Origin of the sequence: Idiomarina sp. (genome assembly GCF_048260185.1) — a bacterium.
GTDB lineage: Bacteria > Pseudomonadota > Gammaproteobacteria > Enterobacterales > Alteromonadaceae > Idiomarina.
The window spans coordinates 74,482-87,020 of sequence record NZ_JBLXHB010000001.1 but is presented as its reverse complement, the minus strand read 5'-3'; the positions used below and the strand labels follow the sequence as shown (position 1 = coordinate 87,020).

General features: G+C 46.1%; 19 protein-coding genes. 3 read left to right on the top strand and 16 right to left on the bottom strand.

The window, feature by feature from the left end; translation table 11 throughout:
* Positions 1–3 precede the first annotated feature (3 nt).
* Positions 4–651 (top strand): ribonuclease T, encoded by a 648-nt coding sequence (rnt, locus tag ACN0RF_RS00475; RefSeq protein ID WP_417437669.1) that lies wholly within the window; start codon positions 4–6, stop codon positions 649–651.
* A gap of 67 nt (positions 652–718) precedes the next feature.
* On the opposite strand, the gene ACN0RF_RS00470 is transcribed toward rnt, so the two are convergent.
* Together ACN0RF_RS00470 and ACN0RF_RS00465 are read right to left on the bottom strand one after the other, a co-directional pair.
* Complete coding sequence (locus ACN0RF_RS00470) at positions 719–1,324, bottom strand: peroxiredoxin (RefSeq protein WP_011235036.1); 606 nt, start codon at positions 1,322–1,324, stop codon at positions 719–721.
* Positions 1,325–1,464: 140 nt separating this feature from the next.
* Positions 1,465–1,803: a Grx4 family monothiol glutaredoxin gene (locus ACN0RF_RS00465; RefSeq protein ID WP_011235037.1), complete on the bottom strand. Its 339-nt coding sequence runs from the start codon at positions 1,801–1,803 to the stop codon at positions 1,465–1,467.
* A gap of 201 nt (positions 1,804–2,004) precedes the next feature.
* Between ACN0RF_RS00465 and ACN0RF_RS00460 the strand changes: the two genes are divergently transcribed.
* Positions 2,005–2,586 (top strand): superoxide dismutase, encoded by a 582-nt coding sequence (locus ACN0RF_RS00460; RefSeq protein ID WP_011235038.1) that lies wholly within the window; start codon positions 2,005–2,007, stop codon positions 2,584–2,586.
* A gap of 51 nt (positions 2,587–2,637) precedes the next feature.
* Here ACN0RF_RS00460 and ACN0RF_RS00455 read toward each other — a convergent pair whose 3' ends face one another.
* The gene (locus ACN0RF_RS00455) at positions 2,638–3,633 is read right to left on the bottom strand and encodes an alpha/beta fold hydrolase (protein ID WP_417437668.1); all 996 of its coding nucleotides are present in this window, start codon (positions 3,631–3,633) and stop codon (positions 2,638–2,640) included.
* Positions 3,634–3,782: 149 nt separating this feature from the next.
* Entirely contained in the window at positions 3,783–4,598 is an 816-nt protein-coding gene (gene blaOXA / locus ACN0RF_RS00450) for a class D beta-lactamase (protein ID WP_417437667.1), read from the bottom strand.
* 216 nt (positions 4,599–4,814) lie between these two features.
* Between blaOXA and ACN0RF_RS00445 the strand changes: the two genes are divergently transcribed.
* Positions 4,815–7,160, top strand: a complete 2,346-nt coding sequence (locus ACN0RF_RS00445; protein WP_417437666.1) for a DUF748 domain-containing protein — start codon at positions 4,815–4,817, stop codon at positions 7,158–7,160.
* Between the two features lie 33 nt (positions 7,161–7,193).
* Here the strand turns inward: ACN0RF_RS00445 and ACN0RF_RS00440 are convergent, their stop codons facing one another.
* The 12 genes from ACN0RF_RS00440 to ACN0RF_RS00385 all read right to left on the bottom strand — a co-directional run bounded on the left by ACN0RF_RS00440 (position 7,194) and on the right by ACN0RF_RS00385 (position 12,473).
* Positions 7,194–7,961, bottom strand: a complete 768-nt coding sequence (locus ACN0RF_RS00440; RefSeq protein WP_414018945.1) for a zinc-dependent peptidase — start codon at positions 7,959–7,961, stop codon at positions 7,194–7,196.
* Between the two features lie 41 nt (positions 7,962–8,002).
* Positions 8,003–8,317, bottom strand: a complete 315-nt coding sequence (locus ACN0RF_RS00435) for a hypothetical protein (protein ID WP_417437665.1) — start codon at positions 8,315–8,317, stop codon at positions 8,003–8,005.
* Positions 8,314–8,550: a hypothetical protein gene (locus tag ACN0RF_RS00430; protein WP_417437664.1), complete on the bottom strand. Its 237-nt coding sequence runs from the start codon at positions 8,548–8,550 to the stop codon at positions 8,314–8,316. Before ACN0RF_RS00430 ends, ACN0RF_RS00435 begins: the two co-directional genes overlap by 4 nt.
* Positions 8,547–8,867, bottom strand: coding sequence for a hypothetical protein (locus ACN0RF_RS00425; protein ID WP_417437663.1), 321 nt, complete (start codon positions 8,865–8,867; stop codon positions 8,547–8,549). The genes ACN0RF_RS00430 and ACN0RF_RS00425 overlap by 4 nt, the downstream gene beginning before the upstream one ends.
* 176 nt (positions 8,868–9,043) lie before the next feature.
* Positions 9,044–9,640, bottom strand: coding sequence for a DUF5610 domain-containing protein (locus ACN0RF_RS00420; protein ID WP_417437662.1), 597 nt, complete (start codon positions 9,638–9,640; stop codon positions 9,044–9,046).
* A gap of 127 nt (positions 9,641–9,767) precedes the next feature.
* Entirely contained in the window at positions 9,768–10,223 is a 456-nt protein-coding gene (locus ACN0RF_RS00415; protein WP_417437661.1) for a hypothetical protein, read from the bottom strand.
* 57 nt (positions 10,224–10,280) lie between these two features.
* Positions 10,281–10,724, bottom strand: a complete 444-nt coding sequence (locus tag ACN0RF_RS00410) for a DUF1801 domain-containing protein (protein WP_417437660.1) — start codon at positions 10,722–10,724, stop codon at positions 10,281–10,283.
* Positions 10,725–10,807: 83 nt separating this feature from the next.
* A complete protein-coding gene (locus ACN0RF_RS00405) occupies positions 10,808–11,098 on the bottom strand; it encodes a hypothetical protein (RefSeq protein ID WP_417437659.1) in 291 nt (96 codons plus the stop codon).
* Positions 11,099–11,160: 62 nt separating this feature from the next.
* Positions 11,161–11,385, bottom strand: coding sequence for a DUF6429 family protein (locus tag ACN0RF_RS00400; protein WP_417437658.1), 225 nt, complete (start codon positions 11,383–11,385; stop codon positions 11,161–11,163).
* 58 nt (positions 11,386–11,443) lie between these two features.
* Positions 11,444–11,791, bottom strand: coding sequence for a DUF3024 domain-containing protein (locus tag ACN0RF_RS00395; protein WP_417437657.1), 348 nt, complete (start codon positions 11,789–11,791; stop codon positions 11,444–11,446).
* Positions 11,792–11,922: 131 nt separating this feature from the next.
* Positions 11,923–12,204 (bottom strand): type II toxin-antitoxin system RelE/ParE family toxin, encoded by a 282-nt coding sequence (locus tag ACN0RF_RS00390; protein ID WP_417437656.1) that lies wholly within the window; start codon positions 12,202–12,204, stop codon positions 11,923–11,925.
* Positions 12,201–12,473 carry a CopG family ribbon-helix-helix protein gene (locus tag ACN0RF_RS00385; protein ID WP_417437655.1) on the bottom strand — a complete coding sequence of 91 codons (273 nt, stop codon included), beginning with the start codon at positions 12,471–12,473 and terminating at the stop codon, positions 12,201–12,203. The genes ACN0RF_RS00390 and ACN0RF_RS00385 overlap by 4 nt, the downstream gene beginning before the upstream one ends.
* Between the last annotated feature and the right edge of the window lie 66 nt (positions 12,474–12,539).

Genomic DNA, 12,539 nt, shown 5'->3' with positions numbered 1-12,539 from the left:
TCTATGTCAGACAGCTCTAACTCGCTTATGAAACAACGCTTTCGCGGCTACATGCCGGTAGTCGTCGATGTCGAAACAGCGGGGTTTAACGCAAAAACCGATGCGTTACTGGAAATAGCTGCCGTCTTGCTGGATTTCGATGACGACGGAATACTCAAACCGGTCGATTCGGTTCATTACCACGTAAAACCTTTCGAAGGTGCCAACATTGAACAGGCGGCTATCGACTTTAACGGTATTGACCCGCACTGCCCCTTGCGCGGCGCCGTAGAGGAAGGTGAAGCTCTGCGTGAGCTTTTCAAGCCTATACGAAAAGCACAGAAAGCCGCAGGTTGTCAGCGGAGTGTTTTAGTGGGACATAACTCAAACTTTGATCACGGCTTTATGATGGCCGCCTCTGAGCGTGCCAATTTAAAACGTAACCCGTTTCATCCTTTTGTTAGTTTTGATACCACGTCGCTGGCGGCAATGACCTTAGGGCAAACTGTACTGATTAAAGCCTGCCAGGCCGCCGGTATTGAGTTCGACGGTAAACAAGCACACTCAGCCTTATATGACACCGAACGCACCGCAGAGCTCTATTGCTGGATGATTAACCGCTGGAAGGAGTTAGGTGGCTGGCCGCCGGAATCACGTCAGGATAAAAGTTAACTGTACACTCAAAATTCAGACATAAAAAAGCCGCTCAAACGAGCGGCTTTCTCAATTCAGTAAACGCTTACAGTTTGTCAGCGTTTTTAGACAAGTAAGAAGCTACGCCTTCTGCGTTTTCTTTCATGCCTTCTTTACCTTCTTCCCAGCCTGCTGGGCAAACTTCGCCGTGCTTCTCGTGGAAGTTCAGTGCGTCAACCATACGCAGCATCTCGTCGATGTTACGGCCTAATGGCAAGTCGTTAACGACCTGGTGACGAACCATGCCTTCTTCATCAATTAAGAATGAACCACGGAACGCAACGCCAGCTTGTGGGTGTTCAACGTCATACGCTTTACAAATGCTGTGACGAACGTCAGCAACCAACGGGTATTTCACCTGACCAATACCACCAGCGTCGGTTGACGTATTACGCCATGCGCTGTGAGTAAACTGAGAGTCAATTGATACACCGATGACTTCTACGCCACGTTTTTTGAATTCGTCTAAACGTTTATCAAATGCGATTAGCTCTGAAGGACATACGAAAGTGAAGTCCAACGGATAGAAGAAAACCACTGCTTTTTTGCCTTTGATGGCATCTGACAGTTTGAAATCTTCAACAATTTCACCTGAACCTAATACTGCTGCTGCAGTAAAATCAGGTGCCTTACGACCTACTAATACAGACATCGATTCTCTCCATTTAATGTTGAGTGTGTTAAATCTTCACCTGTAGTGATGGGGGTGCCTCAATGAAAAAACAAGGTCACTCACGACATTCACTACAGACTGTCTACTATTTGCTTAAATTCTATTCAGCTGAAGGCTACTTATTCCGCTGAAGGCTCCGGATGACGCTCTGCAACTTCAGAAACCAATTCTTGCAGTTCGCCGTTCTGAAACATTTCCATAATAATATCACAACCGCCGACCAGTTCACCCTCAACCCAAAGCTGCGGGAAAGTTGGCCAGTTTGCGTACTTAGGCAGTTCTGCACGGATATCCGGGTTTTGCAGGATATCAACGTAAGCAAATGCCTGCCCACAGCCCATTAAGGCTTGTGATGCTTGTGAAGAGAAACCACAGCTAGGCAACTTCGGAGAGCCTTTCATGTACAACAGGATTGGGTTTTCTTCGATTTGCTGCTTAATTCTGTCAACCGTTTCCATAACACCTCTGCTTAATATAATGGTTGATTAAAACACTCAGGTATTTTAACACAGCCTATAAAGTTTTGTCCTAAATTGGAAGATTTCCTTGAAAAGCAATCCAGTCAGCCCTATATATCGTAAGGTATAACAAGAAAGAACCTGCACAAGTTAACGTGCAGGTCGCACATTTGCACTCATAAAGAACGGAGAGAAAAAATTATGGCATTTGAACTACCGGCTCTTCCATACGAGAAAAACGCTCTGGCGCCGCACATTTCAGAAGAAACTCTGGAATACCATTATGGTAAGCATCACGCAACTTACGTGAGCAAACTGAACGATGCGGTTAAAGGTACCGACCTTGAAAGCAAGTCTCTGGAAGACATTATTAAGTCTGAAAAAGGCGGCCTGTTCAACAACGCTGCACAGGTATGGAACCACACTTTCTACTGGAACTGCCTAAGCCCGAACGGCGGCGGCGAACCAACAGGCGCGATTGCTGACGCAATTAACGCTAAATTCGGTTCTTTCGACAAATTTAAAGAAGAGTTCAACGCAAGCGCTGCCGGCAACTTCGGTTCTGGCTGGACATGGCTGGTGAAAAAATCTGACGGTTCTGTTGACCTGTTCAACACAGACGACGCAGATACCCCAGTTGCGCACGATGGCGTAGAGCCACTGTTAACTGTTGATGTGTGGGAACACGCTTACTACATCGACTACCGTAACTCTCGTCCTAACTACTTAGAAGCTTTCTGGAAGCTGGTAAACTGGGACTTCGTAAACAAGAACTTTGCTTAAGGCAAACTTGTGAATGATTAAAAAAGGCGCCGTTTGGCGCCTTTTTTGTTACTAAAATATATTATCCAACTGCTCGCGATAACGGTCAAACGCTTCAAACTGCGGCATATGACCAAGGCCTTCCAGCTCATACAAATAACCATCAGGAATTTGCTCAACCACTATTTCGCCTAATTGGTCGTAGCGGCCCAGCTTATAATCAACGCCGTCTTTTTTCCAGCCACGCCCGGGGCCGGTGGTGTCACGGGTTCCCAGAATTAAATGCGTTGGTACCGTTAATTGGTCAAACTCGTTAGATACATTACCGGTAAAAATCATGTCGTAAGTCAACGCGTTATTCCAGGCTACCAGATCCCAGTCATCGCCGTTTATCCAGCCTTCGTGAATTTTAATTAACGCTTCGTAATCCTCTGACCATTTACCGTCATAGTAATTTTTCTTCTGGTAGGCCCGAACTTTATCAATGGTTTTGCCCTGCTCGTTCTCATAAAAGAAGGCCGGATCTTTGTATTGCACATAATGCAAATAGTCTTCCAGGCCAACCGGGTTAACCAACACCAGTTTCTCGACATTGTCGGCGTGGTTCAGGGCATAGCGGGTAGCCAGCATGCCGCCCATGGAATGACCCATCACAACAAGCTTATCGATTCCAAGCGACTCCACTAACCCTTTAGTGTTATCTGCCAGAGCTTCGAAGGAAAACTGATAATGCTCCGGTTTAGAGGACTTACCAAAACCGATTTGATCCGGCATAAGTACCCCGTAGCCTTTTTCGTGAAGATAATTAGCGGTCTTTTCCCAATAATCGGCTGCGAAATTTTTTCCATGCAGCAACAAAACCGTCGGCTGTTCGCCTTTCGCCGGTAAGTGCATATAAGCCATTTCCAGTTTCTGTCGCTGGCTGTCAAATTCAAAGGTATGAACTTCAAAAGGGTAAGAATAACTACTTAAGCGAGCGTCGTATTTCGGGGCGTGCTCGTCAGCAGTAGCTGAGGCTGTCAGCCCGAATAGAAAAACGGTAAACACGGTATAAATCCAGGTACGCATGTGCAAGTCCTTAGTTTAAATTTTAATCGTCACTGTTTCGATCAGGGTCTTCAACTGCCATTAGCGTCTTATGTAAGGCCAACAACTCATAGTAATTTTCAATTTCAATGTTCATATTTCATTTCTTATACTTTTTCTGTTGCGCCACTTCAACGAAGTTGACTATTTTTTTCAGCTGTACGGCCCGGTAAGGCATTAATAGAAGTCAAAATCTCACGTGTGATTTTTTTGCGTTTTGCAAGATCAGCTATCCGGTTCGGTGTGTCTATGTTCAATGCGAAAAACACCGGACCTTCAGGCCATTCCACCCAGCCTACCCACCAGCCAAAACTGCCTTCCCAACCGGTTTTTGCTCGCAAAATCCAGTTCCGATCAGCTTCAACAATCATCAGATCTTTTATTAGCCGTTGATGTTCTGCCGCAAAAGGCAGCTCGTTACGGTAGAGCCTTTGCAAAAAGGCAATCTGTTCATTGGCAGAAATAGCCAACTGACCATCCAGCCAATAATTACGGACATCGTCAGACGGGTCTGCATTTCCATAATCAATGCGCTTTAAGTAGCTTTTCGCTTTTTCGGCTCCAATATCCTCCGCAAACTGCTGATAAACCCAAACAGTCGAGTTACGTATAGCTGAGCGCAGGTTCTGGTCACTATTATGTCCGGCAAAATTTCGCTCCACGCCATCCCATTTAAACACCTCAAACTCATCCTGAACGACGCCAGCATCAAGGGCCAAAAGTGTGTGTGGGATCTTAAATGTTGAGGCTGGCGAAAACCGTTTTGCAGCTCTTTCTTTATCAAACACCAGAGTCGTCTGCTCGCTATCACGTCCATCGACTACGACAATGGTGCCCTGGACTTCATATTTTTCAAATACGCTTCCCCAATCAGAGCGCTCCTGAGTCTCCGCACAAACGGGAACGGCAAAGCTCAATATAAAAAGCACGAGTAAGCTAATTTTCATGTTGTCTCCAAAAGGTCTGGCGCTGCGTTTTTATTCTATGGCTTAATTAACGGGCATCTGTGGAAATGGTGCTTCGACAGTCCTTGGCTTCCACAACTATTTACTACACCATAGCCAGCAAGAGTACCGCAATAAAATTTACGTTACACGAAAGTGACGCTGGCCGCTCGGGCGGCTACACTGTGCATTATTACTCGCTTTAACGGAGGCTCTATTATGCACGGCAGCTCACTTGGTCAAATCGGCAACTATCTGCGAGAAAAATGGGCCTCCCCGCGTCGCATTCGGTTCTGGCTGTTGGTACTGATTATTCTCTACACCTTGCTGGGCTTTTTTGCCCTACCCTGGGTAATCCAGTACGTTGCGGTGAATACTGCTAAAGAAGATTTTGGCCGTGAGTTGCGCATAGAGTCGGTGCACACTAACCCGTATACACTAACGCTTAGAATGAACGGCGTTACGCTAAATGACAAAGATGACCGGCAGTTACTTGGCTGGGGCAATCTGTTCGTCAACCTGGAATGGTCGAGCATTATTGACCAAACCTGGACTTTCGAAACAATTCGCATAGACAAGCTAATGATTCAGGAAGAACGCTTTGCCTCAGGTGAAACGCGCTTATCCCGTCTCACCGCCGAACGCTCTGGCCCAAAATCGGAGAAAAAAGAATCTGCGGAAATGCCTGCCTTACGCATCAGAGACTTTAAGTTGGAGAACGGTGTTCTGCGTTTTGCTGACAATCTAAAAGACGTAACAGCTGCTGACGATGCCGAACCCAAACAGGTGTCACTGGCTCTGCAGAACATAGGCCTTTCCGTAAAAGATTTCACCCTACAAAATGACGCGAGCTTCCCGATACGCCTGAATGGTCAGCTTACAAAGGGCGGTAAACTCGCCTTCAACGGAACTTTTCAATTATTGCCGAGCCCAGCTCTGGAAGGAAATGCCGAAATTAACGAGTTGGCGTTTAAGCAGGCAGCCCCTTACCTGCAGCAATTTATGAACGTGCAGCTTGAAAACGGAACACTGACCCTGAATGGGAAAATGAGTACCAATGCACAACAACCTTTTGCTTTTAAAGGCTCTGCCAGCATTAATACACTGAACATCAAAGAAGCCTCTAACGACGAGACTCTCCTTGGATGGGATAGCCTTAAAACCGAACAGTTTGATTTGAACATAGCAAACAACGAGATTGAAACAGCGCCCATTGTCGTTAAAGGCTTGTCCGGTCGGGTGGTCATTAACCAGGACAAAACCACTAACTTCGGACAACTTGTCGTTGATGCGCCGGCCGACACAAAAGACGATACGAGTAAAAGCGAGGAAACCAAACCGTTCGGTATCACTATAGAAGGTGTTGAGCTGTCTGACGGCGACATTCAGTTTTCCGATAACTCTCTGCCGCTGCCCTTCTCTACAAGTATTCACACACTAAGCGGAGAGGTATCGACTTTGAGTTCCGATTCGTCTGAGCCGGCACGGGTGAAGCTTGAAGGTGAGGTTGCAGAATATGGCCTGGCACAGGTAAACGGTACCGTTCACGCCTGGCATCCAACGCGCCAGACGACTATTAATGTCAGATTCCGTAACCTTCAGATCCCGGAGTACTCTCCTTATACCGTGAACTTCGCTGGCCGAAAAATAGCAGACGGCACGATGGATCTTGATCTCGACTACACCGTTAATGAGGAGAAGCTAGACGGACAAAATAACTTGGTGCTACATGACCTGAAACTGGGCGAAAAAATGGAATCCAGCGACGCGATGGATCTCCCCCTGGACCTCGCCATTGCATTGCTGCAGGACAGCGACGGTGTCATTGACCTAAACCTTCCGGTGAGTGGGGATGTTGGCAACCCGAAGTTCGACTTTGGCAAAGTTATTCAACAGGCCGTTGGGGACGCTATTAAGTCCGTCGTTACCGCACCTTTCAGCTTTTTGGCTAACCTTGTGGGCGCGGACTCAGAAGAAATGGGTAAAGTCGAGTTTCCGGAGGGGCGTACCAATTTACTCCCTCCCCAGCGTGAACGCCTCGCTAAGCTTCGTGAGGCCCTCAATGAACGTCCTGCTCTGGCTCTCGAACTAGCCGGTCCATTCAACCGGGCTTTCGATGCTCCGGCTCTGAAAGAAGATAAAGCAACGAAAGTTTTACAGCAACGTCTGGCGGAAGAAGGAAGAGAGGTAGAGGAGCCAAGCCTGACAAGCGAGTCGAGTCAGGACGCTATGGAGGCAATATTTTCCTCTCATTATCCGGACACAGAACTCAAAGCCCTGAAAGACCGTTTCACTGAAAAACAAAGTGAATCATCCGATGAAGCGAAATTCGATGCACTGGCCTATCGAAACCACTTAGCTGAAAAGGTTATAGCAGCGCAGTCGATTACAAATGAGGAGTTCAAAGCCATTGCAAATGCACGTGCAGAGGCTGTACGCGACGCTTTGGTCAACAATCCTAAGAGCGGTATATCTGCTGACCGGGTGCGTATTAGAGAGCCTCAGGAAGTCGATTCAGTAGAAGGCGAACGGATTGCCATGGAACTTGCTGTTACAACGGATTAAGCCGCCCGCGCTGTTGGAGCACAGCAATATTCGTCAGCAAGGACGCTGTCGATAGAACTGACATAACAACCGGTAAACCTCGGGCATGTGCTCTTTCATGTTCTGAGGGTCTTCAAAAAAGGTTTCGCTACATACCGCGAAAAATTCAGCCGGGCTGGTTAACGAATAGCCATCAAGCGGTAACGGCCTATGATGGATAGAATCGCTCTGCAACCTCTCCCAGGCCGCCGAAAAAATATCGTGCCATTCGCCGGGCTTCATATCCGGATGCATAGGCGGCGCACCGTTAGCACCATCGCGCAACATATCGAGTTTATGAGCAAACTCATGAATAACAACATTACTGGCTTTTCCATGACGAGCATGAGGCCCTGTTTGACATACCGACTGCCAGGAGAGAATTAACGGACCACGCAGCCATGCTTCACCGCTTAACCCAGGGCTTTGAGGGTGAACAACGCCGTCGTCGCTACGATACGGACGATTAGGAACAAAGTCCCCTTCATAAAGAATAATGCTATATAAATGATCGTACCAATCTAACCCAAGGTGCAGAACAGGTACGCAGGCCATGGTCGCTATTTTTAGGCACATCGCATCGGTGAACTGAAAATCCCCGCCTGAGGCAAAGTTTTTACGAACCAGAAAACGGAACGCCATATCTCGCAGAGCATCGCGCTCCGCCCCTTGATAGCGCGCCATTACCGGCCAGTCTGCTACCGCTGACTCCCATTCACTTTCTGTGAAACCCATTTTTCTAATGCGTCTGTTCTCAAACCAATTACGTAATCGCTTAAACATGGCGTCCTCGACGTTGAACAGAAACGCAATAGTGAAATTGATTAACTACTTGGTTTCGCAAAGGTTTGCACTCCTGTCCCTGAAAATACCCAGCCGCTTAAACCATCCTGGTTAATCTGAATGGCCATAAAGTCTTTGCCGTATCGTATACGTTTAACGTCATGAGCAGTTCCGGCCGGAACATCGAATACAACGTTGCATGCCGACTTATTGGAGTAGCCACATTCCCAATTGCTGTATGCCGAGACAGCTTCCGTAATTTTTACTTTATTGCCGCGATCACTAGCAATATCGGCAGCCCATAGACCCAATATCACCAGGCAAATAGCGATGATTATTCCAATACTCAGTTTCATTCCCAGCCCAGCTCTTTATATGTCTTTTTATCCTGCTCCGGAAAGCCACTTATGTATTCTCCCCAGCCCATATACTCGTAATATTTGGTCATAGCTTCAAAGTAAGATGCGGCTTCACAGGTCCAGGTAAGTTTCGCTCCAGGCTCTAACAAGCCACGGGCACTGTCACCACGGCGGCCGGAAAGACAAAACGTCTGTGACTTTTCACCTTCAGTCCATAGTTCGTGTTTCATAACCTACTCTTCAACTCAGCGACAAACTCATCGAGAGACCTGCCTATATCGAAAACACCAAAGTCAAAATCAACGTAGTAAACAGTACCAACGGAATTTGTAAAAAGCACGTTATCGCCTAAGGTGACGGCAAAAGGGTTGAGCTCCATGCCATTAAGGTAGGGTTTGTAAGCATTAACTATCTGCTCTTTATCTTTCTGGGGAATCTGTTCAATAATTTTCAGATTTTTATCCGGTATTGTTTTTGCAAGTTCCCGATACAAAGACACATCAATAAACTTTCCTACAATATCTGTGTTGTGCTCAGGGGGCGTCAACGGTATGTCCTCTGTATTCCATAGAGTCGAAGGGGACTATCTTACCTGTTGAAATTAAAACATTACCAGCACCTTTACTTAACTTGATGACTCTTTATATCAACAATTCAAGGGTTAGGTGCTGAACTTATCGAAAGTACTTAGCAGAGGTGTATTCGGGGAGCAAAGCGCTGAGGTTAGTTCTCAGCGCTGTTATCAGACTCTTCTGACTTAGCCGTCTGTTCCAGCATTTTCTCGCGGAAATTGTCCAGGCCTTTCATGACTAAATCGTAGGTTTTGTCGACACCACTTTCGACTTCGCCTTCATACGCTTGTAAGCCTGTAAGAATATTTTTGGCGTCGCTAAAGCCTTTTTCAATACCGCCAGTAATAGCTTCCATGAAGTTATTCAGAGTGTCTTCTTCCGATTCGCCCGGGTTCATTTCTTTGTAACGACCATAAAAATTGGTGGCAAAAGAAACAATGCGATCAGCCGTAGCCTCAGAAGAAGTATCAACACCGGAATCGTAAATTTTCTGCGTGGCGTTTTTGCCCATTACTGGTTCTAGCTCGGCGTTAATGCCTTCCAGCGCCGTTTTATACAGTAAGCTGAGCGAGTCATTATTACTGTTCAGCGATACCCGTTCATGAGCACGCAAAATGCCGGCGTTGTTTGCCTGCTTAGACTGCGCTGCCATCTCTTTCATGCTGTTACGGTTATCGTCGGTTTTTGCAGTGCTGTTCTGCTTACCAGAGCCCGTTACAGAGGTGCTATTACCTGTAGTAATTGACATAATATTGCTCCTGAAAAGTTCGGCTATAGCTTGATTTTAGTATAGCCCGTAACTTGTTAACGGCAGCTACTGGTTAAAGTTTAATCTTTTTCCAGAGCAGCATTGACCAGCCCAAGTATGCTCACTACTAGCTATTGATAACCACTTTCTCAGCATTTGGAAATAACGAGCCAGCTCGGTTAAACACCACGTCGGTATGCTTTTTCGACAGAGTGATATCAATTGCATTTGAGCTTTGATTGAAAACGGTCACAATTCTGTCAGCTTTCTGAATACGAGCTACCTTGTGTTTGTTAATGAGTTTCCCCAGCGAAGGCACGACCCTGGCCAAAGGAGTATGAAGAATCCGTACAGAGTCTCCCGTTTCTTGCAAAACATGTTCGGGATTATTTAAACGCGATGAGCGAAGCATAAAGAGAACAACAACTAATGAAAGCGGCCCTAATAAGCTTAGTAAGTAAAAATACTCCATTCGATACTCCTTTTCTTTTTTGTTGCCCTCATCAGACAAGGTATCAGCTACAGATTGAAGAAACGAGGCAAGGCAGATAGCGCTTACAGCTTCAAGATCCCTCTCTTCCATTCTCCTGATAATCACCGAAACCTCCCGAAATTTAATACTACTGCGAGTGTCACCAACTCAAGCTCCAAGTAATGGTCGTTGCTTCAAGCTATGGTATTTCAGCGCCATCTGGAGGCAATGACTTAATGGTCCGCTCGCAGGATACGCACTTAAGGGGATGACAATAGCTCTTTTTCCTTCGTACTGGAATTCATCCGGGTAGATCTCTTTAAAGGTTTCGACCAAGACAGTCTGACAATGAAAGTAAACCCTAATGACATCGGGATCTTTTGGCTTCCAGTCCATTCGAATGGTACTACCGCCCTTCACTAGATAGCTAGGCTCACCCCACTTGAGAGTCTCTTCAACCGCGCCCAAAGCATTTTCTTCGGCTACTGAAAAAATTAGGCTGCGAACATTTTCAAGCTGCCTTTGTGCCTCTACCGGGTAGGAAGCAAATTTGGCTTGTGTCTCGGCGCAAGCGTTTGATACTTTCAGGTGTGTTTCATCTATTTCTGACATTGCGCGCCTCCAGCTTGTAGACAGCTGTTACGAGTACCAAAACAACAATTACGGCTATAAGGGCTGTCATAATTTGTTATCTTCTAAAAGACATATAAGGCGCATACTGTCATAAACCACACAACTGAGAGTGCTAAAACTGACCTTAGGTTAGCTGAATTCGCATTCGTTTTTACTAGAATATAACCAGAATATAGGGCTGGAACTACAGCCAAAAAGCCGCCAACACAAAATCCCATAAAAAAACCAGCAATTTTAGCCCAACCGTCACCAGTCAAACTTACTACTAGAAAAATAACAACAGCCAATGCTGCGGAGGCTAAGAGTAAGTTGAAAGACAGTTTTTCCGCCCGTTTAAGATCCATTGAGTTCAATAATAGCTCCTTAACTCATAACCTTTGAACATACGGGTGGACACTTAGTGGACATTTAGTAATTAAGCGCTAAATAACTCCCGAAACAAACGCTCTGACTCTTTTAACCCTTCCTCGGTGAACACAACAGACTTTGCCTTACCGACCGGATTACCAATAAGTCCTTTTTCATGAAGTCGGTTCATTGCATCCCAATCAAAAGACTTCCAAGCTCGACTGCCATCATGCAGTGTTAGATATAGCAAAGCCAAAACGGACTCGTCGATTTTATCTTCGTCAATTGCCATAGATTATCCTCCCATGATGGCCTTGTTTAATGGAGAACTTAGCGGTTTACTATACGGCTTATCCAAAAAAACAACAAAACTCGTCTTCACTTACAACTTTAAAGACCTGGTCAATTGTTTTTACCTGGCTTTTGGGCTCATAGGCATGCCACTTTAAATCACTCCGCATCCAGTAAATTTTCCAGACACCCTGACTGCGAACAAAGGTTGATTTCGCGATATCCAAATTCTGATATTCCGATGGATTATTCCAAACTGGTCGAGTTTCAAAAATAAAAATAGATTGCTTTTCCACGCACCAGCCAATATCTAGCTCACTTCTTATACTTGCCGGTGGCCTGTGCTTAGCAAGGAATGCTTCTCCAGCCTTCTCTATTTTCTTAACCTCAAATTCAGTTAAAGCCATATTTTCCCCAGTTCAGGACTGTACTCGCTCAGAGTTGGTAAAAGAAGTCATACCAACGCAAAGCTTTGCGGCAATTTAGGAACCACGCAGCGATGGAAAATTTGTCCGTCAACAGCGGCTTGGTTAAATTGCTACCGTTCACCCTCCAGCTCATGCCATAACCGTAAAATGATGATAGCACTCACATGTACTGAATAGCGGACAACATACTTGCCAAAAATCATGTCACGGATGGAATCAGGTATCGGCGCCAATTCAACCGGTGCTCCCATTCTGGGGAAGTCTGGTAGTAATCCAATTTTGCTAACCAGCTCTGCGGCTATCCTGCCTGCCGCAGGAGGATTGTAAACTGCGATAAACTCCCTGAGACGTTTCAAATCTTCAATGGCTTCATCCGTGTAAACCAGTTTCACTTAGCTGACCTCGGCGCATCCTGCTCGTTTTCGGTTCCCCAGCTATTGAGCCAACCATGGACCTCGCTGGCATCGACTACCTTTCCTTGGGCAGCCGACTCCATTGCCCCGAGCGTTTGCTGCCAACGTTCCTGCTCACGTTGCTGCTTTTCAATGTATTCTGATAGTGCCTGATTGATTACCCAGCCTTTACTCCGGTGAAGTTTGCCGGCGATTGCTTCCAAGTGTTGTTCAACTTCTGCCTGAAGACGAACGGTAGTGACGCCCATGATTGCACCTCCAATTCCGATGACTACATTGTATTACAGCATAAGCAACGAGGATCAGCAAAAAAA